This window comes from Streptomyces sp. NPDC058198 (assembly GCF_042882605.1).
GTDB lineage: Bacteria > Actinomycetota > Actinomycetes > Streptomycetales > Streptomycetaceae > Streptomyces.
This window is the reverse complement of the sequence record NZ_JBHVVP010000003.1, coordinates 645,674-666,599: the sequence shown is the minus strand read 5'-3', so window position 1 is coordinate 666,599 and position 20,926 is coordinate 645,674. Positions and strand designations below refer to the sequence as shown.

17 protein-coding genes are annotated in these 20,926 nt (G+C 71.3%); 4 read left to right on the top strand and 13 right to left on the bottom strand.

Going from position 1 to position 20,926, the window contains the following annotated elements:
* Positions 1 to 67: 67 nt before the first annotated feature.
* The 9 genes from gatB to ACFVWW_RS15270 form a co-directional block, all read right to left on the bottom strand.
* The gene (gene gatB, locus ACFVWW_RS15310; RefSeq protein ID WP_384189337.1) at positions 68 to 1,615 is read right to left on the bottom strand and encodes an Asp-tRNA(Asn)/Glu-tRNA(Gln) amidotransferase subunit GatB; all 1,548 of its coding nucleotides are present in this window, start codon (positions 1,613 to 1,615) and stop codon (positions 68 to 70) included.
* On the bottom strand, positions 1,593 to 1,835 hold the full coding sequence (locus ACFVWW_RS15305) for a hypothetical protein (RefSeq protein WP_384189338.1): 243 nt from the start codon (positions 1,833 to 1,835) through the stop codon (positions 1,593 to 1,595). The genes gatB and ACFVWW_RS15305 overlap by 23 nt, the downstream gene beginning before the upstream one ends.
* Positions 1,832 to 3,325 (bottom strand): Asp-tRNA(Asn)/Glu-tRNA(Gln) amidotransferase subunit GatA, encoded by a 1,494-nt coding sequence (gatA, locus tag ACFVWW_RS15300; RefSeq protein WP_384189340.1) that lies wholly within the window; start codon positions 3,323 to 3,325, stop codon positions 1,832 to 1,834. The genes ACFVWW_RS15305 and gatA overlap by 4 nt, the downstream gene beginning before the upstream one ends.
* A gap of 6 nt (positions 3,326 to 3,331) precedes the next feature.
* The gene (gene gatC, locus ACFVWW_RS15295) at positions 3,332 to 3,628 is read right to left on the bottom strand and encodes an Asp-tRNA(Asn)/Glu-tRNA(Gln) amidotransferase subunit GatC (RefSeq protein ID WP_010984178.1); all 297 of its coding nucleotides are present in this window, start codon (positions 3,626 to 3,628) and stop codon (positions 3,332 to 3,334) included.
* A 125-nt stretch (positions 3,629 to 3,753) separates the two neighbouring features.
* Entirely contained in the window at positions 3,754 to 5,862 is a 2,109-nt protein-coding gene (locus ACFVWW_RS15290) for a putative bifunctional diguanylate cyclase/phosphodiesterase (RefSeq protein WP_384189342.1), read from the bottom strand.
* A gap of 236 nt (positions 5,863 to 6,098) precedes the next feature.
* On the bottom strand, positions 6,099 to 8,282 hold the full coding sequence (gene ligA, locus ACFVWW_RS15285) for an NAD-dependent DNA ligase LigA (RefSeq protein WP_384334433.1): 2,184 nt from the start codon (positions 8,280 to 8,282) through the stop codon (positions 6,099 to 6,101).
* A 42-nt stretch (positions 8,283 to 8,324) separates the two neighbouring features.
* Positions 8,325 to 9,320: a methionine synthase gene (locus ACFVWW_RS15280; RefSeq protein ID WP_384189346.1), complete on the bottom strand. Its 996-nt coding sequence runs from the start codon at positions 9,318 to 9,320 to the stop codon at positions 8,325 to 8,327.
* On the bottom strand, positions 9,317 to 10,006 hold the full coding sequence (locus ACFVWW_RS15275) for an SDR family oxidoreductase (protein ID WP_384189348.1): 690 nt from the start codon (positions 10,004 to 10,006) through the stop codon (positions 9,317 to 9,319). Before ACFVWW_RS15275 ends, ACFVWW_RS15280 begins: the two co-directional genes overlap by 4 nt.
* A 29-nt stretch (positions 10,007 to 10,035) precedes the next feature.
* Entirely contained in the window at positions 10,036 to 10,575 is a 540-nt protein-coding gene (locus ACFVWW_RS15270; protein ID WP_384189350.1) for a TIGR00730 family Rossman fold protein, read from the bottom strand.
* Between the two features lie 90 nt (positions 10,576 to 10,665).
* On the opposite strand from ACFVWW_RS15270, the gene ACFVWW_RS15265 reads away from it, so the two are divergent.
* A complete protein-coding gene (locus ACFVWW_RS15265) occupies positions 10,666 to 11,001 on the top strand; it encodes a DUF427 domain-containing protein (RefSeq protein ID WP_384189427.1) in 336 nt (111 codons plus the stop codon).
* A gap of 364 nt (positions 11,002 to 11,365) precedes the next feature.
* Positions 11,366 to 12,940 (top strand): N-acetylmuramoyl-L-alanine amidase, encoded by a 1,575-nt coding sequence (locus tag ACFVWW_RS15260; RefSeq protein ID WP_386878250.1) that lies wholly within the window; start codon positions 11,366 to 11,368, stop codon positions 12,938 to 12,940.
* A 130-nt stretch (positions 12,941 to 13,070) separates the two neighbouring features.
* On the opposite strand, the gene ACFVWW_RS15255 is transcribed toward ACFVWW_RS15260, so the two are convergent.
* Both ACFVWW_RS15255 and mnmA read right to left on the bottom strand, forming a co-directional pair.
* On the bottom strand, positions 13,071 to 13,994 hold the full coding sequence (locus tag ACFVWW_RS15255) for an acetamidase/formamidase family protein (RefSeq protein ID WP_384334439.1): 924 nt from the start codon (positions 13,992 to 13,994) through the stop codon (positions 13,071 to 13,073).
* A 118-nt stretch (positions 13,995 to 14,112) separates the two neighbouring features.
* On the bottom strand, positions 14,113 to 15,240 hold the full coding sequence (gene mnmA / locus ACFVWW_RS15250) for a tRNA 2-thiouridine(34) synthase MnmA (protein ID WP_386878249.1): 1,128 nt from the start codon (positions 15,238 to 15,240) through the stop codon (positions 14,113 to 14,115).
* Between the two features lie 60 nt (positions 15,241 to 15,300).
* Between mnmA and ACFVWW_RS15245 the strand changes: the two genes are divergently transcribed.
* The gene (locus ACFVWW_RS15245; protein ID WP_384334441.1) at positions 15,301 to 15,999 is read left to right on the top strand and encodes an N-acetylmuramoyl-L-alanine amidase; all 699 of its coding nucleotides are present in this window, start codon (positions 15,301 to 15,303) and stop codon (positions 15,997 to 15,999) included.
* 80 nt (positions 16,000 to 16,079) lie between these two features.
* Entirely contained in the window at positions 16,080 to 18,698 is a 2,619-nt protein-coding gene (locus ACFVWW_RS15240) for a DUF6185 family protein (RefSeq protein ID WP_386878248.1), read from the top strand.
* Positions 18,699 to 18,736: 38 nt separating this feature from the next.
* Here the strand turns inward: ACFVWW_RS15240 and ACFVWW_RS15235 are convergent, their stop codons facing one another.
* Complete coding sequence (locus tag ACFVWW_RS15235; protein ID WP_386878247.1) at positions 18,737 to 19,900, bottom strand: cysteine desulfurase family protein; 1,164 nt, start codon at positions 19,898 to 19,900, stop codon at positions 18,737 to 18,739.
* Between the two features lie 179 nt (positions 19,901 to 20,079).
* The gene (locus tag ACFVWW_RS15230) at positions 20,080 to 20,913 is read right to left on the bottom strand and encodes a thioesterase family protein (RefSeq protein ID WP_384189363.1); all 834 of its coding nucleotides are present in this window, start codon (positions 20,911 to 20,913) and stop codon (positions 20,080 to 20,082) included.
* Between the last annotated feature and the right edge of the window lie 13 nt (positions 20,914 to 20,926).

Genomic DNA, 20,926 nt, shown 5'->3' with positions numbered 1-20,926 from the left:
TCCGGGGGACGTCCGGGGGCGGCGCACCAGCCGGTGCGCCGCCCCCGTCACTACGTACGAGCCGAGGTCAGCCCTCGGCGCCCAGCTTCTCCAGGATCAGTTCCCGCACCCGGGCCGCGTCGGCCTGGCCGCGGGTCGCCTTCATGACCGCGCCGACGAGCGCGCCCGCGGCGGCGACCTTGCCGGCGCGGATCTTGTCGGCGATGGCCGCGTTGCCCGCGATGGCCTCGTCCACGGCGACGCCGAGCGCGCCGTCGTCGGAGACGACCTTGAGACCGCGCTTCTCGACGACGGTGTCCGGGTCGCCCTCGCCCGCGAGCACGCCTTCGATGACCTGACGGGCCAGCTTGTCGTTCAGATCGCCGGACGCGACGAGCGCGGCGACCCGGGCGACCTGCTCCGGGGTGATGGGCAGCTCGTCCAGCGCGCGTCCCGACTCGTTGGCGTTACGGGCCAGCTCGCCCATCCACCACTTGCGCGCCTGGTCGGCCGGGGCGCCCGCGCCGATCGTGGCGACGATCGGCTCGATCGCGCCCGCGTTCAGGATCGACTGCATGTCGTGCTCGGAGACGCCCCAGTCCTCGCGGAGCCGGTTGCGCCGCACGCGCGGCAGCTCGGGCAGCCCGGAGCGCAGCTCCTCGACCCACTCACGGGACGGGGCGACCGGCACGAGGTCGGGCTCCGGGAAGTACCGGTAGTCCTCGGCCTCCTCCTTCACCCGGCCCGACGTGGTGGAGCCGTCCTCCTCGTGGAAGTGACGGGTCTCCTGGATGATCGTGCCGCCCGAGTTCAGCACCGCGGCGTGGCGCTGGATCTCGTAGCGGGCGGCGCGCTCGACGCTACGCAGCGAGTTGACGTTCTTCGTCTCGGAGCGCGTACCGAACTTCTCCCGGCCGTGCGGGCGCAGCGAGAGGTTCACGTCGCAGCGCATCTGGCCCATCTCCATGCGGGCCTCGGAGACGCCGAGCGCCTTGATCAGCTCGCGCAGCTCGGCGACGTACGCCTTGGCGACCTCGGGGGCCCGTTCACCGGCGCCCTCGATGGGCTTGGTGACGATCTCGATGAGCGGGATGCCGGCGCGGTTGTAGTCGAGCAGGGAGTGGGACGCGCCGTGGATACGGCCGGTGGCGCCGCCGACGTGCGTCGACTTGCCGGTGTCCTCCTCCATGTGGGCGCGCTCGATCTGCACGCGGAAGATCTCGCCGTCCTCCAGCTGGACGTCCAGATAGCCGTTGAAGGCGATCGGCTCGTCGTACTGGGAGGTCTGGAAGTTCTTCGGCATGTCCGGGTAGAAGTAGTTCTTCCGGGCGAAGCGGCACCACTCGGCGATCTCGCAGTTGAGCGCGAGGCCGATCTTTATGGCCGACTCGATGCCGATCGCGTTGACGACCGGGAGCGATCCCGGCATGCCCAGACAGGTGGGGCAGGTCTGCGAGTTGGGCGCGGCGCCCAGCTCGGTCGAGCAGCCGCAGAACATCTTGGTCCTGGTGCCGAGCTCGACATGGACCTCCAGGCCCATGACGGGGTCGTACGTCCCGAGGGCGTCCTCGTACGACACGAGTTCAGTGACGGTCACGGTGAAACTTTCCCTCTCAGCCCAGCAGGACGTCGTCATCGCCCAGGCGCTTCAGCTCACGCAGGAGCAGAGCGACACCGGTGGCGATGGCGGCGGCGGAGACGACGGCGTCGATGAGGCGGAGCGTGTCGTTGTCATTGCGGGCCGTCCTGGCCTGCTTGATGACGCTGATCGCGCCGAATGCGGTGGTCCCGATCGACAGGTACGTGCCGGCCTTGGACTTCTTGAAGCCCTTGGCCTTGCTCATTGCACTACTCATAGTGACGGTGCCTCCTCCAGCAGCGGGTGCCCCCACTTTTCCACGAAGGCCGCCTCGACCGCGGCACCGACCTTGTACAGCCGGTCGTCCTTCATGGCGGGGGCGATGATCTGCAGGCCGACCGGCAGGCCGTCCTCCGGCGAGAGGCCGCAGGGCAGCGACATGGCGGCGTTGCCGGCCAGGTTGGTCGGGATGGTGCACAGGTCGGCGAGGTACATCGCCATCGGGTCGTCGGCGCGCTCGCCGATCGGGAAGGCGGTGGTCGGGGTCGTCGGGGAGACGATCACGTCGACCTGCTCGAAGGCCTTGTCGAAGTCCCGGGTGATGAGGGTGCGGACCTTCTGCGCCGAGCCGTAGTACGCGTCGTAGTAGCCGGAGCTGAGCGCGTACGTGCCGAGCATGATGCGGCGCTTGACCTCGTCGCCGAAGCCCGCCTCGCGGGTCAGGGCGGTGACGTCCTCGGCGGACCTGGTGCCGTCGTCGCCGACCCGCAGGCCGTAGCGCATGGCGTCGAAGCGGGCGAGGTTCGAGGAGCACTCGGACGGCGCGATCAGGTAGTACGCGGCGAGGGCGAGGTCGAAGGACGGGCAGTCCAGCTCGACGATCTCGGCGCCGAGCTCCTTGAGCAGCTCCACCGACTCGTCGAAGCGCTGGACGACGCCGGCCTGGTAGCCCTCGCCGCGGAACTGCTTGACGACGCCGACGCGCATGCCGTCGACCGAGCCGTTGCGCGCGGCCTCGACGACCGGCGGGACCGGGGCGTCGATGGACGTCGAGTCGAGCGGGTCGTGCCCGGCGATCACCTCGTGCAGCAGGGCCGCGTCCAGGACCGTACGGGCGCAGGGGCCGCCCTGGTCGAGGGAGGAGGAGAAGGCGACCATGCCGTACCGGGAGACCGCGCCGTACGTCGGCTTCACGCCGACCGTGCCGGTGACGGACGCGGGCTGACGGATGGAGCCGCCGGTGTCCGTGCCGATGGCGAGCGGCGCCTGGTACGAGGCGAGGGAGGCGGACGAGCCGCCGCCGGAGCCGCCGGGGATCCTGGTCAGGTCCCACGGGTTGCCGGTGTGGCCGTAGGCGCTGTTCTCCGTGGAGGACCCCATGGCGAACTCGTCCATGTTGGTCTTGCCGAGGATGATGACGCCGGCGGCCTTGAGCCGCTTGGTGACGGTCGCGTCGTAGGGCGGGATCCAGCCTTCGAGGATCTTGGAACCGACGGTGGTCGGGATGCCCTCGGTGGTGAAGATGTCCTTGAGCGCGAGCGGGACGCCGGCCAGCGGTCCGAGCTTCTCGCCCGCCGCACGCTTCTCGTCCACGGCGCGGGCCTGGGCCAGTGCGCCGTCGCGGTCGACGTGCAGGAAGGCGTGGACCTTCTCGTCGACGGCCTCGATCCTGGCGAGATGGGCCTCGGTGACCTCGACGGCCGTGAGTTCGCCGGAGGCGACCTTCGCGGCGATCTCGGCGGCGGTGAGCCTGATGATGTCCGTCATGACTGTTTAGTCCTCCCCCAGGATCTGCGGCACCTTGAAACGCTGCTGCTCCTGGGCAGGGGCGCCGGAGAGCGCCTGCTCGGGGGTGAGCGACGGACGGACCTCGTCCGCGCGCATGACATTGGTCAGCGGCAGCGGGTGGGAGGTCGGCGGTACGTCTTGGTCGGCTACCTCGGATACGCGGGCGACCGCGCCGATGATGTCGTCGAGCTGTCCGGCGAAGTGATCGAGCTCTTCGGCCTTCAGCTCCAGACGTGCCAGCCGGGCGAGGTGGGCGACCTCCTCGCGCGTGATGCCAGGCATGCAGCGATCCTCAGGGGTGAGTGTGATTGGTTTTGGCCCAATCCTATGGGGCCGGGGCCCCTACCCACGAAACGGTTCGGCTTCGCCCGGTCCCGGGGACGGCCGGGCGCCGCTCCCGCCCCGGGTCAGGTGACGGCCTGGCCCGACTGCGCGCGCCGCGCCGCCTCCAGCTCCGCCGGCCGCTGCCAGCCCCGCTCGCCCCTGGCCAGCAGCCAGGCCGTGGCCTCGTGGGGCGGCATCGCGGCGGCCACCAGCCAGCCCTGGACGGCGTCGCAGCCCAGGTCCCGCAGCCGCTCCCAGGTCTCGTCGTCCTCGACGCCCTCGGCGACGACCAGCAGGCCCAGCGAGTGCGCCAGGTCGACGGTGCAGCGGACGATCTCCGCGTCCTCGGTGTCGACGGCGAGGCGGGCCACGAAGGAACGGTCGATCTTCAGCTCGCTCACCGGCAGCCGCCGCAGGTGCACCAGCGAGGAGTACCCCGTACCGAAGTCGTCGAGGGACATCTTCACGCCGTGCCCGGTCAGGCCGGCGAGGGTGTCTGCGGCCCGCTGGGGGTCCTCCAGCAGGACATGCTCCGTGATCTCCAGCTGAAGGGATCCGGCCGGGACGCCGTGGCGGGCCAGCCGCGCCGCGACCGCGCCCGCGAAGCCGGGGGTGTGGACGTCACGCGGCGAGACGTTGACGGCCACCGGCACCATCAGGCCCTGGGACCGCCAGCGGGCGACCTGGGCGAGGGCCGTTTCGAGTACGTACTCGGTGAGATGCGGCATCAGGCCCGAGGACTCGGCGATGGCGATGAACTCGTCCGGGGGAACCCGGCCGCGGTCCGGGTGGACCCAGCGCACCAGCGCCTCCAGTCCCGCGACCTGTCCGTCGAAGCGGACCTTGGGCTGGTAGTGCAGCTCCACGTCGCCGGCGTCCAGCGCGCGCCGCAGGTCTCCCAGCAGGCCGAGGCGGTCCGGGGTGTTGGAGTCCCGCTTGGATTCGTAGACCTCGACGCCCGTACGGTCACGCTTCGCCTGGTACATCGCGACATCGGCGCGGCGCAGCAGGCCCTCCGCGTCCATCGCGTGCTCGGGGTAGACGGCGACACCGGCGCTCGCCTCCAGGACGAGCGTGAGACCGTCGAGGTCCAGCGGCGAGGACAGCTCGGCCACCAGATGGCGGGCGACCCGCTGGGCGCTGGTCGTGGAGTCACAGGTCGGGAGCAGCACGGCGAACTCGTCGCCGCCGAGCCGCGCGGCCTCGGCCCCGCGCGGCAGCGCCAGCCGGAGCCGGTCGGCGATCTGCAACAGCAGCCGGTCGCCCGCGAGATGGCCGAGCGTGTCGTTGACCGAACGGAAGCGGTCGAGGTCGATCAGGACGAGCGCGGACCGGGCGTTCATCCCCTCCGCGTCCTCCAGCGCCGTCCAGGCGCGCTCCAACAGCCACTGGCGGTTGGGCAGTCCGGTCAGCGGGTCGCGCAGCTGCTCCTCGGCGCGTGCCCTGGCGATCCACAGCGTGGAGTCCAGGGCGATCAGCGGGATGGCGAAGAGCGGCAGCAGCACCGGCAGGGACATCGCGACGACACAGATCAGCGGGGCGATGCCGAGCAGGGCGACCGCGACCAGAGCTTGGCGGTATACGGCCGAACGGGCGACGGTCGGCAGCCCGCCGGCGTGCGGGGCCGCCGCGAACCACAGCAGCAGCCGGGTGACGACGAGATGGACCCCGGCGGCCAGCACGATTTCCGGGCCGTCGCCGATCCCCCAGTGGAGCGGCTGCCAGGGCTGTTCGACGCTCGGGAACTCGCCGAACGCCATGAGAACGAGCGCGGCGGCGCCGATGCCCAGCATGTCCGCCGCGCCGTGCAGGAAGCCCTGCCGCCAGCGGTGCCTGCGGGCCACCCCGACCAGGACCACGACGGCCAGGCTGACCAGGACGGCCGGCACCCAGCCGTACAGCAGCAGGACGGCCAGGGTGAGGGCCGCGCCCGAGCCGGTGCCGCCCCACCAGCGGTCGCGGCCGAGGGCGACCAGATGACCGACGATGATGCCGGTCAGCACGGCCATGGCCCAGCCCGTCGTGCCGCCGGGGAAGAGTGCACGGCCGTCCCGTACGGCCCGTATGAGCCCGGTCACCAGCACGATCGTGGCGAGTCCCACCACAACGGCGGGCGTCCTGGCCGCGATTCCCGCTATTCCCGCGAATCCGCGCGGGGGTGAGACCGGGGCGGCGCTCTCGGTCGGTTTCATTCCCGTCCCTCTCACAGCCGGCGGAGCCGATGCCACGCGATGGCACGTCATGCCCCCACGGCTGGAATCGCACCACGCAGCCGTGCACGACAGGCGCACATCCCAACAGTAGGCCGCGGAACGCCCCAACGGGCAGCGCTCTACAGCTGTTGCCCGAATGCGACCTGCCCTTCCTTATCCATCTGATATGCGCCGAACGGGTGCGGTTCGCGGCCCGATTCCGACGGTGCGAAGCACTACTCCTCGGGGGTGACCGCGGCCTCTCTGGCCGCGTCAGGGCCCTGTTCGAGCAGGATGGTGAAGCCCTGTTCGTCCAGCACCGGCACCTTCAGCTGCATGGCCTTGTCGTACTTGGAACCGGGGTTCTCACCGACCACGACGAAGGCGGTCTTCTTCGATACCGAGCCCGTCACCTTCGCGCCACGGCTCTGGAGCGCCTCTTTCGCGCCATCCCGGGTGTACCGCTCCAAGGTGCCGGTGACGACGACCGTGAGACCCTCCAGCGGCCGCGGGCCCTCGTCCTCACCCGAGCCCTCTTCCTCCGTACGGACCCCGGCCGCACGCCACTTGCGCAGGATCTCGCGGTGCCAGTCGACCTCGAACCACTGCCTGAGGGAGGCGGCGATGGTCGGCCCGACCCCCTCGACGGCCGCCAGCTCCTCTTCCGTGGCCTGCTCGATCCGGTCGATGGAGCGGAACTCCCTGGCCAGTGCCTCGGCCGCGACCGGACCCACATGACGGATGGAGAGCCCGGCGATGATCCGGGCCAGCGGACGCTGCTTCGCCGCCGCGATGTGCTCCAGCATCGCCAGGGCGTTCTTCTTCGGCTCGCCCTCCTGGTTGGCGAAGACCGTGGCGATCTTCTCCTCGCCGGTCTTCGGATCCCGCTTGGGCAGACCGCTGTCCTGGTCGAGGACATACGCCTTGATGGGCAGCAGCTGATCGACGGTCAGGTCGAAGAGATCCCCCTCGTCGAGCAGCGGCGGCGTCTCCGGCTCCAGCGGCTTCGTCAGGGCGGCGGCGGCCACATAGCCGAAGTTCTCGATGTCCAGGCATTTGCGGCCGGCGAGATAGAACAGCCGTTCGCGCAACTGGGCGGGGCAGGAGCGTGCGTTGGGGCAGCGGAGGTCGATGTCGCCCTCCTTCATGGGGCGCAGCGCCGTACCGCACTCGGGGCACGCGGACGGCATCACGAACTCCCGCTCGCTGCCGTCCCGCAGATCGACCACCGGGCCCAGGATCTCCGGGATGACGTCGCCCGCCTTGCGCAGCACGACGGTGTCCCCGATGAACACGCCCTTGGCCTTCACCACGTCCTGGTTGTGCAGCGTGGCGAACTCCACCTCGGAGCCCGCGACCGTGACCGGCTCGACCACCGCGTACGGCGTCACGCGGCCGGTGCGGCCGACCCCGACCCGGATGTCCACCAGTTTGGTGTTGACCTCCTCCGGCGCGTACTTCCACGCGATGGCCCAGCGCGGGGCGCGCGAGGTCGAGCCGAGCCGGCCCTGGAGCGGGATCTCGTCGATCTTGACCACGACGCCGTCGATCTCGTGCTCCACCGAGTGGCGGTTCTCGCCGAAGTACGCGATGAACTCCCGTACGGCGTCGAGGCCCTGGACCACCTTGTTGTGCTGGGCGGTGGGCAGGCCCCACTCGCGCAGCAGGTCGTAGGCGTGGGAGAGGCAGTCGATGTCGAAGCCCTCGCGCGCGCCGATGCCGTGCACCACCATGTGCAGCGGGCGGGTGGCGGTGATCTTGGGATCCTTCTGGCGCAGTGAACCCGCCGCCGCGTTGCGCGGGTTGGCGAACGGCTTGTCGCCGGCCTCCACCAGACGCGCGTTCAGCTCCTGGAACGCCTCCATCGGGAAGTAGACCTCGCCGCGGATCTCGACGAGAGCGGGGATGCGCTCGCCCTCCAGGCGGTGCGGGATCTCCGCGATCGTACGGACGTTGGGCGTGATGTCCTCGCCCGTACGGCCGTCGCCGCGGGTGGCCGCGCGGGTCAGCCGGCCGTGCTCATAGGTGAGATTGACCGCGAGGCCGTCCACCTTCAGCTCGCACAGGAAGTGGTGGTCGGGGGTGCCCACGTCCTTGGCGACGCGGTCGGCCCAGGAGGCCAGCTCCTCGTCGTCGAAGGCGTTGTCCAGGGACAGCATCCGCTCGCGGTGCTGGACCGCGGTGAATTCCGTCGCGTACGCCCCGGCGACCTTCTGGGTCGGCGAGTCGGGCGTGCGCAGCTCCGGATAGCGCTCCTCCAGCTCCTCCAGCGACCGCAGCAGCGTGTCGAACTCGGCGTCGCTGACGACCGGCTGGTCCTTCACGTAGTACCGGAAGCGGTGCTCCTCGATCTGCTCGGCGAGTTGGGCATGCTGCTCCCGCGCCTCCGAGGGCACTGTGCTCCGCTGTTCGCCAGCCACCGTTTCATCCTCCCGTTCACCATGACCCGTCACCCGGGATCGTCACTCAGGGTTGTCCGCGAGGGATCTCGCGGCCCTGACACAGTGCGCGAGCGCAGCGTGCGCGTACGCGGGTGAAGCGCCCGCGAGCCCGCACGACGGGGTGAGCACCACGGACTCGGCGAGAGTCCCCGGATTCAGCCCCAGCCTGCGCCACAGCGTCCTGACACCCATGACGCTACCGGCAGGGTCTGACAATGGGCCGTCAGTGCCCGGCACGATTCCGGCGAAGAGTTTCGTACCGCCCTCCACCGCCTCGCCGATGGTCTCCTCGTCACGCTCGGTGAGCAGATCGAAATCGAACGAGACCGCTGCCGCGCCCGCCCGCCTCAGCAGCGCGAACGGCACGTCGGGCGCGCAGGAGTGCACGACCGCGGTCCCCTCGCTCACCGCGGTGACCTCGCGCAGCGCGCTCTCGACGACCTGGCGGTCCACGGCGCGGTGGGTGCGGTAGCCGCTGGCCGTCCTGACGTGTCCGCGCAGTACGGCGGTGAGGGACGGCTCATCGAGCTGGAGCACCGGCACCGCCCCCGGCACCCGGCGCCGTACCTCCGCGAGATGCGCGGTCAGCCCCTCCACCAGCGACCCGGTCAGATCCCGGCAGGCGCCGGGGTCGCTGAGCGCCGACTCGCCGTTGCGCAGCTCCAGCGAGGCGGCGAGCGTCCACGGCCCGACGGCCTGGATCTTGAGCGGGCCCTCGTACCCCTGGGTGAACTCCTCCAGCGCGTCGAGGTCCTCCCCCAGCCAGGACCAGGCCCGCTTGGTGTCGCGGCCCGGCCGGTCGCCGATCCGCCAGCCGCTGGGCTCCACGCGCGCGTAGACCTCGACGAGCAGCCCGGCCGTCCGGCCGATCATGTCGGCGCCGGGGCCCCGGGCGGGCAGTTCCGGCAGGTACGGGAAGTCCTCGAAGGTGCCGGTGACCGCCCTGGCGGCCTCCCGCGCGTCACCGCCGGGCATCGAGCCGATGCCCGTGGCGGTTCCCCAGGTGATCCCGCTCATCGGCCCGGCCGTACGGTCAGATCGTCGATCTGTGCGTCACGGGGCAGGTCGAGCGCCGCCAGGATGGTCGTCGCCACCGACTCCGGATCGATCCAGCGGGACGCGTCGTACTCCTTGCCCTCCTGCTGATGGACCTTGACCTGCATGGGGCTCGCCGTACGGCCCGGATAGACGGAGGTCACCCGCACACCGTTCGGCTTCTCCTCCTGGCGCAGCGCGTCGGCGAGTGCCTTCAGGCCGTGCTTGGAGGCGGCGTACGCGCCCCACTGGGCGCCGGCGCTGAGCCCGGCGCCCGAATTGATGAAGATCACCTGGCCGTGGGAGACGCGCAGTTGGGGCAGGACGAGGCGGGTCAGCTCGGCCGGGGCGATCAGGTTGACGTTGAGCTGGCTGTGCCAGGCCTTGGGGGTCAGTTCCCCGATCGGACCGAGGTCGACGACGCCCGCGATGTGCAGGAGCGAGTCGAGCCGGTCGGGCAGGGACTGGTGGGCCAGCGCCCAGGAGAGCCGGTCGGGGTTGGCGAGGTCGCCGACGAGGGCGCGGGAGCCGGGGAAGCGGGAGGTGAGTTCCTTGCCGCGGCCCGCGTCGCGGGCGAACAGCAGCAGGTCGTCGCCGCGCTCGTGCAGCCGGCGCGCGACAGCGGCGCCGATGCCCGAGCCCGCACCGGTGATCAGATGGGTAGCCATGCGGTCATGGTCGCATCACCGGGCACGGCTCACCGCACGCCCACGGCCTCCTCCAGGTAGGCGAGGGCCCCCACCCCGTCCTCGGCGAAGAAGACCAGGTCGGTGAGGGGGACGGGCAGGAAGCCCTCCTCGTCCATCCGCCGGAACTGCTGCTTCAGCCCGTCGTAGAAACCGGCCGTGTTGAGCAGGACCACCGGCTTGGCGTGCAGGGCGTGCTTCTTGAGCTCCAGGATCTCGGTGGCCTCGTCCAGGGTGCCCGTACCGCCGACCATGATCACGATCGCGTCGGACTTGGCGAGCAGCAGCGCCTTGCGCTCCGCGAGGTCCTTGGCCACCACCATCTCGTCGGCGTCCGGCCGGGCCACGGCCTCCAGGAAGTCCACCGAGACGCCGACCAGCCGGCCGCCCGCCCGCTGCACCCCGTCGGCGACGACCTTCATCAGCCCGCTGTCGGAACCGCCCCACACGAGCGTGTGGCGGCCCTTGCCGATCAGCTCGGCGAAGTCGCGGGCGGGGCCCGTGTAGCGCTCGTCGAGATCGGCGGCGGAGAGGAAGACACAGATATTCATGGGCTCACGGTACGGGCCGGGAAGAGCGCGCCGCGGATCGGTGCTGAACGGTATGAGGTACGCAGGGAACAGGCACCCCCGAAGGGACACATCACCATGGCCACCGGACACCGCATCACCATCGAGCAGGGCACCGAGCATGTCCGTGTCGTACGCGACGGACAGGTCCTGGCGGAGAGCCGCAGTCCGCTGCTGCTGCGCGAGACGGGCTGTCCCGTCCGCTACTACCTCCCGCCGGAGGACGTACGCACGGAGCTGCTGACCCCCTCGGAGACCAGCACGCACTGCCCGTTCAAGGGCGACGCCTCCTACTGGTCGCTGCCTGACGCTCCGGATCTGGTCTGGGGATATCCCACGCCCAAGGCGGAGGTCGCACAGGTCAAGGATCACTTCTGCTTCTACGACACCGAGGTCGTCGGCGACTGAGGGGAATCCGCGCCGCCGAGCGGTGCGCCGGGCCGGGTCCTGCCCGGCCCGGCGCTGCCGGGCTTCGCTACTCGGCACTTCAGAAGGTCAATTGACGCCTCCTCAGATCTGACGCTCCGCCAAGCGCCCTGCTTTTACGGGCTCGTGGCGCGAGGCACGGATCGGTGGAGTGGTTCGGTGCGGACAGTCGCTTGAGCTTCGCTCGCGACGCGCCACGTGTGACAATCAGCCAACCTCGTTGCGGTCAGCGGTACTTGCTTATCCTTGACATGTACATGACTCGCCGGTAGGAGTGGTCCATTCAACGGGCGTAGACCCAATCGTTCCGCTCAGGCGGAGACCGCGAAGCCGACCAGGAGGAAGCATGTACCGACGATCGACTCCGTGGAAGAGAACCGCGCTGTCCGCGCTCGGTGGCCTGATCACCACGGTGCTCGTCGCCACGGCCCAGCCCGCCGGCGCCGCGTCCGTTCCCGCCGCTCCGGCGGACCGTGACGCGATGAGCCGGGCCTTCAGCAGCGCCGCGGCGGAGTTCGGTGTCCCCCGGGACGTCCTGGTGGCGGTCGGGTACGGCGAGACGCACCTCGACGGACACCGCGGCGAGCCCAGCCAGGCGAACGGCTACGGGGTGATGCATCTGGTGAGCAATCCGAAGAGCCACACCCTGGAGAAGGCCGCCGAGCTGACCGGCGAGGGGCGCACCGAGCTGCGCGAGGACACGGCGGCGAACATCCGCGGCGGCGCGGCCGTGCTGCGCGCCTACGCCGACGGGCTGGGGCTGGACACCGCGGAGCGTCGCAGCGTCGACGAGTGGTACCCGGTCGTCGCCCGCTACGGCGGGGCGACCGACATCGGCACGGCGCGGCTGTACGCCGACGCCGTCTACACATTCCTCTCGCAGGGCATCAGCGCGGACGTCGCGGGCGGCGAGACGGTCACCGTCAGGCCCCGCGCCGTCGAGCCCGAGCGCGGCCGCTACGCGGCGGCGGGCTCGGAGCGGGGCGCCCTCAGCCCCGACTACCCGCCCGCCGCGTGGGTTCCCGCCAACGCCGCCAACTACAGCGCCGGCCGGACCGCGTCGATCAGCAGTGTGATCGTGCACGTCACCCAGGGCTCGTACGCCGGGACCATCAGCTGGTTCCAGAACGCGTCCTCGCAGGTGAGCTCCCACTACGTGGTCCGCTCCTCCGACGGCGCGGTCACCCAGATGGTCCGCGACAGCGACACCGCCTACCACGCGCGCTCGGCCAACGCCTCCAGCCTGGGCATCGAGCACGAGGGCTTCATCGACAACCCGAGCTGGTTCACCGACGCGATGTACCGCTCCTCGGCGGCCCTGACCAAGTACCTGTGCGACCGGTACGGCATCCCCAAGGACCGGGCGCACGTCATCGGCCACTCCGAGGCACCGGGCAACGACCACACCGACCCGGGGCCGAACTGGAACTGGACCTACTACATGCAGCTGGTGGGCGGCAGCACCGGCGGCGGCGGCAGCGTGCAGCTGAACTTCGCCTCGTACCCGACCCTGAGCAACGGCTCCACCGGCGCCCAGGTGAAGGCAGCGCAGACGCTGCTGACCCAGCAGGGCCACAACGCCGGCACCGCCGACGGCATCTTCGGCACCGGGACGGCGAACGCGGTCAAGTCCTTCCAGCAGAGCCGCGGCCTGACCGCCGACGGCGCCGTCGGCGCCCGTACCTGGACGGCCCTGCTCTCCGCCGGGGCCACCACCGTGGTGCGCGAGGGAAGCAGCGGCGCCGTGGTGGAACGTCTCCAGCGCGCGCTGACGGCCGCCCTCGGCCGGACGGTGTCCATCGACGGCCAGTTCGGTTCCGGCACGGCCCAGGCGGTCCGTGACTACCAGAGCGGCCGCGGCCTGGGCGCGGACGGCATCGTCGGCAGCGCGACCTGGTCCGCGCTGCAGGCCGGCCGGTAACACTCCCGCCACCCCCGCAGAGATCACCGCCCCGGCCCCGCAACGGGAGGCCGGGGCGGTGGGCGTCACCGGAGCTGCGCGGGCCGTTCGGTTCGGCGCGGCCCGCCCGGTTACGCGCGGGCTGTTCTGTTCAGCGCACGGCGCCGTCCGGCAGCAGCGCGTGGACGCCCCATACGCGGTTGGCCACCTGTGTCACCCGGAGGTCGACCGCCGCGCTGGCCAGTGCCAGCGCGGCGGCCCGGTCCAGGCCGTACAGCGACATCATCCACGTCAGCATGGCGTACAGCGCCTCCGCCGACGCCTCGTTGAGGTCCTCGTCGAAGCCGAAGGTGATCCGGCCCGCCGGGGTCACCGCGTGCGCCGTCGGGACCGGTGGAGCCGTCCGCAGGTCCAGCGTCAGCCGGGTGGTCATGCCGCATTCGACCGCGGTGCCGGAGACCTCGCCGTCGCCCTGGGCCGCGTGGCCGTCGCCGACGCAGAGCAGCGCGTCCGGGACGGTGACCGGGAGGAAGAGGGTGGAGCCGGCCACCAGTTCGCGGCAGTCGATGTTGCCGCCGCCGAAGGCGCGGGGCGGGATCGTCGAATGCTCTCCCGGCTCGGCCGGCGGCATGCCGATGACGCCGAGGAAGGGCGCGAGGGACACGGTGTGCCCGTACTGGTTGGTGCCGGTGCCCGCGTCGGCGTCGAGTTCCCACAGCAGCCAGGAGGGATCGGCGTCCGCGAGCCCCAGCCGCCGGCTGAGCGGGGTGTCCGCGGCGGCGGCCACGGTCCAGCCCCAGTCGTCGGGACGCAGGGACTCCAGGTGCACCGCGAGCGCCATGCCGGGTTCGGCACCGCGGACGGCTATCGGCCCCGCCAGGCAGTGGCCCGGCCGGCCGCCGAACATCCGTGGCCGGACCTCACCCGGGGTCCGCTGCCGTTCCAGGTGGCCGGACGCGTCCAGCGAGTGGACGACGACGGTGTCTCCCGGGTCGACGGTCAGTACGGCGGGCAACTCGCGCGAGAAGACATTGGTCACCGCTTCGGGCACGGCGTCCAGTCGGTATTCGGCCAAGGCGGCAGCTTTCCTTCCATCGGGGGCGGCCGGAGGACCCGGCCGGCCTCACACCCGGCTCGGCCGCCCCGGCCGGGAAACAGCGAAGTCAGGGAACAGGAGTCAGGGAACAGCGGACTCAGCCGGTCAGGGCCTGGGAGCGCCGCTCCGTCGTCGCGATCGTCGCCGAGCCGACCACGCGCGTGCCGTCGTACAGCACGATCGCCTGGCCCGGTGCCACGCCGCGCACCGGCTCCTCGAAGCTGACGTGCAGAGTGGCGTCGGTCAGCTCCGCTGTCACGGCCGTCTCGCCGCCGTGGGCGCGCAGCTGCGCCGTATAGCCGCCGGGCCCAGCGGGCGCGGTGCCGCACCAGCGGGGCTTGATGGCGGTCAGCGCCATGACGTCAAGACCGGCGGCCGGGCCGACCGTCACGGTGTTGTCGACGGGCGAGATGTCCAGCACGTAGCGCGGCTTGCCGTCGGCGGCCGGGTGACCGATGCGCAGGCCCTTGCGCTGGCCGATGGTGAAACCGAACGCGCCGTCGTGGCTGCCGACCTTCGTACCGGACTCGTCGACGATATCGCCCTCGGACCGGCCCAGACGGTTCGCCAGGAAGCCCTGGGTGTCGCCGTCCGCGATGAAGCAGATGTCGTGGCTGTCGGGCTTCTTCGCCACGGCCAGGCCCCTCCGCTCGGCCTCCGCGCGGATCTCGTCCTTGGTGGTGAGGGTGTCGCCGAGCGGGAACATCGCGTGCGCGAGCTGGCGCTCGTCGAGGACCCCGAGGACGTACGACTGGTCCTTGGCCATGTCGCTGGCGCGGTGCAGCTCGCGGGCGCCGTCCGGGCCGGTGACGACCGTCGCGTAGTGCCCCGTGCACACGGCGTCGAAGCCGAGGGCGAGCGCCTTGTCGAGCAGCGCCGCGAATTTGATCTTCTCGTTGCAGCGCAGGCACGGATTCGGGGTGCGGCCCGCCTCGTACTCCGCGACGAAGTCCTCGACCACGTCCTCACGGAAGCGCTCGGCGAGATCCCAGACGTAGAAGGGGATGCCGATGACGTCGGCGGCGCGGCGCGCGTCGCGGGAGTCCTCGATGGTGCAGCAGCCGCGCGCGCCGGTGCGGAAGGACTGCGGATTCGCGGAGAGCGCGAGATGCACTCCGGTGACATCATGGCCCGCTTCTGCGGCACGGGCGGCGGCGACGGCGGAGTCCACGCCGCCCGACATGGCGGCGAGCACGCGGAGGGGGCGCTGGGAATTCTGAGTCATAGCCCCACCAGGGTACGGGCCGGGGGAACCACAGTCGCGCGTGTATTCGTTGGCGATCACATGAGCGAGAAAACACGGGGGGCCGCGGGCAGCGGCGGGGGCCGGCGCGGACGCGCGTCCACGGACGGCCCCCGGGTCGGACGGCGTGCGGTACTGATCGGCAGCGCGGCCGCGGTGCTCGGCGGGGGCGTGGCGGCGCGGGAGGAGCTGAGCAGGCTCTGGTGGCAGACGCCGGGCATCGAGAGGGCACGCACGGAAGGCGAGCTGGACTACGCCCGGGCCCTGTGGGTCGCGGCCTCCCCGGAGAACTACCGGCGTGCGGACCGCCCGGCCGACTACACCGTGGACCGGGTGGTGATCCATGTCGTCCAGGGCAGCTATCAGGTGGCCCTCAGGGTCTTCCGCAACCCGACCCACGGCGCGGCCACGCACTATGTGGTCCGCAAGGACGGGCAGGTGGCGCAGATGATCCGCGAGCTGGATGTGGCGTACCACACGGGAAACCGCCCCTACAACGAACGGTCCGTCGGCATCGAGCACGAAGGCTGGGTGGACAAGCCGGCATCCTTCACGGACGCGATGTACCGCTCCTCGGCCCGCCTGACCGCCGGGATCTGCGAGCGGTACGACATACCCGTGGACCGCGAGCACATCGTCGGCCATGTGGAAGTACCGGGCACGGACCACACGGACCCGGGGCCCCACTGGGACTGGGACCGCTACCTAACACTCGTCCGCGAGGCCCGGACCCCGGTATAGACCCGCTCCGGACCTTCTTCGGCAACAGAGCCCGATCCAGGGTGTCCAGCCCGACGCGACAGGTGATACATACGGCGGTCATGAGGCGATTACCGAAGGCGTTCGGGCTGATGCTGCTCGGGCTGGTCTTTCTGCTGGCCTGCCCGGCCACTCCCGCCGCGGCCGCCGCTCCGGCGCCCGGCGACGACGTCTGCGCCACCGAGCAGCTGGCCAAGGCCCAGGTGACCGCGTCCGTACGACTCGATCATGACGGCCAGGACTACTCGATGGCCGAGAGCGTCTTCGTCGTCAAGGTCCCCACCTCCTGGAAGCGGTCCTCGAACCTGCTGCTCAACGGCGATACGGAGCCGTACCGCGCCGCCATGCGCTGCCTCTTCCGGGATCCCGCCACGACCGTCCCCTACCGCGACTCGGAATGGCGCTACCGAGCGCCGAAGATCTCTCTCGACAAGGCGTGGGTCGTCGTCGAGTACCGGGCCTCGACCTGGGTGAACGACCTCAGCGAGCGGGACTTCGGACCGTGGCGCATCGAGGCCGGCAAGCGTTTCTGGACGCTGAGGCTGATCCATCCGCGGGCTCTCGCCGGGTCCTGGTGGAAAGAGGTCGAGGTCGACCTCGGTGAACGGGCCGCGCGGTCCGTCTCACCCGCCCCGGCCGCCGGATCGGCCGGTCTGCTGACCTGGACGCAGACCAAGGCCGGCCACCGGCCCCCCGAGGTGCGCCTGTTGCTCCAGCCGCCCGCCGCCAAGGCGATGGCGGCCAGGTGGAGCACGTACCCCTGGTACATCTACTCCGCGTTCGCCTGGATGACCTGGGACTTCGCGGTGTTCGCGATGCTGCTCGCCACGCTGTGGCAGCTGCGGCGTGATGCCGTCTCGTCGCTACCGACACCGGCCGAGGAAGCGGCTCGCCGGAACCTGCTGCTGTGGGCCTGGCTCCTGTTCGCCGTCATGCTCGCCTACGCGCTCGACGACAATCTGCTGAACCACCTCAGGCAGACGCTGGGTTCCGGCGATTTCTGGTCGCAGAACCGCATATCCATCCATCTGCTGCTGTCCACCGCCATGGGCGGGCTGATGTGTCTCTTCGGAAAGCCACGGCTCGTCGCCACGGTCTCTGTGCTGCTCTCCGGTGCGTACATCACCGCGGTGGCGCTCACCCCCGAGACCTTCGCCCTGCCCCACCGCTTCGCCCTGGACTGGGAGAGCGACCCGGAGGGTGTCGACCGGCTCGCCGCCACCGGCGGCGCCTACTGGCTGGCCCTGGCCTGCGCCGCCCTCGCCTTCATCTGGCTGGTCGGCGTCGTGTCCTGCGCGCTGCGGCTGTGGCGGTCCTTCGCCACTCCCCCTGCGGCCACCTCCCCCGGCCGCTTCCCGCACAGCGTTCTCGGCCTGCTCGCTCTCTTCGCGCTGTTCCTCCCGGCGGCGGGTCTGTGGGCGGCGGAGAACAACTGGGAGCGGATCAGCTGGCTCAGCACGCAGAAGAGCGACTGGAACTACGGTCATCGGCACACATACGATCTGTTCTGGGATCTCGCCTGGTTCGCGTCCGATCTGCCGGACTGGCTCGGTTTCACCATCTGGTGGTGGACGACTCCGATCGCCCTGCTCGCCGTACTGCGTGCGCGGTCGGCGGCGCCCCACGCCACCGTCTCCGCCCCGTCGAGGACGGAATGGCTGGTCCTCCGGGTCTTCTTCGTGATCGGGGTGGCCCCCGTGATGGGCTGGTACGGCGGCACTCCGGTCCCGCTGATATCCCTGTTCGTGTTCTGGCTGACGCTGTCCGGGCTGCTCGCCCTCGGCCGATGGCGTTCGGTCCTCGCCCAGGAGCTGGTGCCCGGCGTTCCGCTGCTCAGCGTGGTGAAGGACGGCGACCGGCAGCGGCTCATCGGATCGGCCCGCCGCCAGCGGGAGCTGCACGCTCAGCTGCGCCGGCTGGAACAGGGGCAGGGCGACAAGGAGCGCGCGGCCATCGAGCGGACGCTCGACCGCCTGCACCGCTGGACACCACCCCACGCGACGCATCCGCACACCCGGGTGCCGCTGCCGGACTCGGTGCGGCCGGTGGAGCTGGCGCTCGCCTGGGGCCCACGGGCGACGTGGCTGGGCAATGCCGGCCGGGCGGCGTTCTTCGCCTCGCTCTTCGGGCTGCCCGCCACCGCCGTGCTGTTCTGGGCGGACCAGGTCAAGGGGGTGCTCTGGGCGGACATGTTCAGTGCGCGCTTCGGCCTGGCGGGCTTCGTCGAGTACGTGATCAGTCAGCAGATCGTCTGGGCATGCGCCGGGTTCACCCTCGGCGCGCTGTGGCGGGTGCTGCCCGGCCGGCGCGGCCCTGTCCGGGCGCTGGGACTGTCGCTGACGTGCGCCCTGCCCGTCCTGGTCGACCGGCTGGGCAATGTGGCCTTCGGCCAGGCGGTCGGCACGAGCACCCTGTGGGCGTCCCTGCTGCTCCTCGTCCTGTCCCTCAGTGGCGTCGCGATGGACGTCGACACCTTCCGTTCGGAGAAGCACTACTGGCCGACCCGGGCGGGGCTGCTGCTCTCCCTCTACCAGTTGCGTACGGCGTCCGTGCAGATCGCCTTCTTCGTCGCCCAGGTCGTGGCACTGCTGTCGATCTGGCAGCAGGTGCGCACCGGCGCGTCGCCCTCACCGGGGCCCCAGCCGCCCGAGCAGATGAGGGGCGGCGGCGGTTCGCCGTAGCGGGTGCTCGCCCCGGACGGGTCACGCCCGGCGCGGGGTCAGCTGAGGCCGGCGCTTCTGGCTCGTTTTACCGCGGGGGCGATGGCCTTGGCGACCGCTTCGATGTCCGCCCTGGTCGAGGTGTGGCCGAGGGAGAAGCGCAGGGTGCCCCTGGCCAGGTCGGGGTCGCTGCCGGTGGCCAGCAGGACATGGCTGGGCTGGGCCACGCCCGCCGTGCAGGCCGAGCCCGTCGAGCACTCGATGCCCTGGGCGTCCAGGAGCAGGAGCAGCGAGTCCCCCTCGCAGCCGGGGAAGCTGAAGTGGGCGTTGGCCGGGAGGCGGTGGTCGGGGTCGCCGCCGAGGACCGCGTCGGGGACGGCGTCGCATACGGCCTTGATCAGTTCGTCCCGCAGGGCGCCGATCTCGCGGGCGAAGTCCTCGCGCCGCTGCGCGGCCAGCCGGCCCGCGACGGCGAAGGCGGCGATGGCGGGGACGTCGAGGGTGCCTGAGCGCACATGACGCTCCTGGCCGCCGCCGTGCAGCACGGGTACGGGGGTGTGCTCGCGGCCGAGCAGCAGGGCGCCGATGCCGTAGGGGCCGCCGATCTTGTGGCCGGAAACGGTCATCGCGGCCAGTCCCGAGGCGGCGAAGTCCAGTTCCGTCTGGCCGAAGGCCTGCACGGCGTCGGAGTGCAGCGGAATGTCGAATTCCGCCGCCACATCGGCCAGTTCACGGACCGGCAGGATGGTGCCGATCTCGTTGTTGGCCCACATGACGGTGGCGAGGGCGACGTCCTGGGGGTTCCGTTCGATGGCCGCGCGCAGCGTCTCGGGGAGGACCCGGCCGTAGGCGTCGACCGGCAGGTACTCGACGGTCGCGCCCTCGTGTTCGCCGAGCCAGTCGACGGCGTCCAGGACGGCGTGGTGCTCCACCGGGCTGGCCAGCACCCTGGTCCTGGCGGGGTCGGCGTCGCGGCGGGACCAGTACAGGCCCTTCACGGCGAGGTTGTCCGCCTCCGTGCCGCCCGAGGTGAAGACCACCTCGCTGGGCCGTGCGCCGAGGGCCTCCGCGAGCGTCTCGCGGGCCTCCTCGACGGTACGGCGGGCCCGGCGCCCGGCGGCATGGAGCGAGGAGGCGTTGCCGGCGAAGGCGAACTGGGCGGTCATCGCCTCGATCGCCTCCGGCAGCATCGGAGTGGTCGCGGCGTGGTCGAGGTAAGCCATGGTGGGCTCGATTCTACGAGCCGCGGGCCCGCCGTCACGCAGCCGGTCCCGCGGTGGCCGGTGGACGCCACGCGGCCCGTCCGCCACTCGGCCCGTTCAGTCGCGCGGCCCGTCCGTCGCGCGGCCCGTTCAGTCGCGCGGCCCGTCCGTCGCGCGGCCCGTTCAGTCGCGCGGCCCGTTCAGTCGCGTGGCGCGCGGGCCAGTTGGCGGGCCTGGGCGACCAGGCGGTCCGCGCTGTCCCAGACCTCCGCGTCCTCCTCCAGGAAGCCGCCGGCGAGGTTACGGGTGGTGATGGCGACCCGCAGCGGCCCGGGCGCCGGGCGGCAGCGGACATGGATGGTCAGCTCGATGGTCGGGGTCCAGCCCCGCAGGCCCAGCTCGAACGAGGTCGGCGGCAGCGCGTCCACGGTGAGCAGCAGCGAGAGCGGATCGGCGTCGCGGCCGTCCGCGAGGGCGAACCAGGCGCGCATCTCCCCCGTACCGGAGGGCGCGCCCACGGCCCAGCCGATCGTGGCCGGGTCGATCCTCATGGCGAGCCGGTCGATCATCGAGAAGTCGCCGGGCTGCGACGGCCCGTCCGCGGTACTGACGCAGTGCTCCAGCGGCGGGATCGCGGGCGGCTTCGCCGTCGTCCGTACGTCGTCGGGCAGCGTCTCCAGATCTCCGTAGGAGGCGAGGACCCGGATCCGCTCGACCTCGCTGCCGTCCTCCTCGGTCTGGAAGAGGGACGCCTGACCGGTGGAGAGCGTACGGCCGGACCGTATGGTCTCGGTTCGCACCACGGCGGGGCCGGGCACCGACGGGGTGAGGTAGTGCGCCGAGACGGCGAACGGATGGGGATGCGGCAGGGCGTCACCGAGGGCGCGGCCGATCGTCGCCAGCAGATAGCCGCCGTTGAGTACGTTCATGATCGTCCAGCCCGGGGAGAGCTGCGCGTCATAGACGCCCGGTTCACGCGGGGTGACAGCGGTGCCACGGTCGAACTCGCTGTCCCCGATGGATGCCTGTGCCATGACAGGTAACCGT

Coding starts and splice junctions, on each gene's coding strand:
- mnmA (WP_386878249.1), bottom strand. CDS start 15,240: ATGACTCAGAATTCCCAGCGCCCCCTCCGCGTGCTCGCCGCCATGTCG.
- ACFVWW_RS15290 (WP_384189342.1), bottom strand. CDS start 5,862: ATGAAACCGACCGAGAGCGCCGCCCCGGTCTCACCCCCGCGCGGATTC.
- gatA (WP_384189340.1), bottom strand. CDS start 3,325: ATGACGGACATCATCAGGCTCACCGCCGCCGAGATCGCCGCGAAGGTC.
- ACFVWW_RS15230 (WP_384189363.1), bottom strand. CDS start 20,913: ATGGCACAGGCATCCATCGGGGACAGCGAGTTCGACCGTGGCACCGCT.
- ACFVWW_RS15305 (WP_384189338.1), bottom strand. CDS start 1,835: ATGAGTAGTGCAATGAGCAAGGCCAAGGGCTTCAAGAAGTCCAAGGCC.
- gatB (WP_384189337.1), bottom strand. CDS start 1,615: ATGACGACGTCCTGCTGGGCTGAGAGGGAAAGTTTCACCGTGACCGTC.
- ACFVWW_RS15240 (WP_386878248.1), top strand. CDS start 16,080: ATGAGGCGATTACCGAAGGCGTTCGGGCTGATGCTGCTCGGGCTGGTC.
- ACFVWW_RS15275 (WP_384189348.1), bottom strand. CDS start 10,006: ATGGCTACCCATCTGATCACCGGTGCGGGCTCGGGCATCGGCGCCGCT.
- ACFVWW_RS15260 (WP_386878250.1), top strand. CDS start 11,366: ATGTACCGACGATCGACTCCGTGGAAGAGAACCGCGCTGTCCGCGCTC.
- ACFVWW_RS15245 (WP_384334441.1), top strand. CDS start 15,301: ATGAGCGAGAAAACACGGGGGGCCGCGGGCAGCGGCGGGGGCCGGCGC.
- ACFVWW_RS15270 (WP_384189350.1), bottom strand. CDS start 10,575: ATGAATATCTGTGTCTTCCTCTCCGCCGCCGATCTCGACGAGCGCTAC.
- ACFVWW_RS15235 (WP_386878247.1), bottom strand. CDS start 19,900: ATGGCTTACCTCGACCACGCCGCGACCACTCCGATGCTGCCGGAGGCG.
- gatC (WP_010984178.1), bottom strand. CDS start 3,628: ATGCCTGGCATCACGCGCGAGGAGGTCGCCCACCTCGCCCGGCTGGCA.
- ACFVWW_RS15280 (WP_384189346.1), bottom strand. CDS start 9,320: ATGAGCGGGATCACCTGGGGAACCGCCACGGGCATCGGCTCGATGCCC.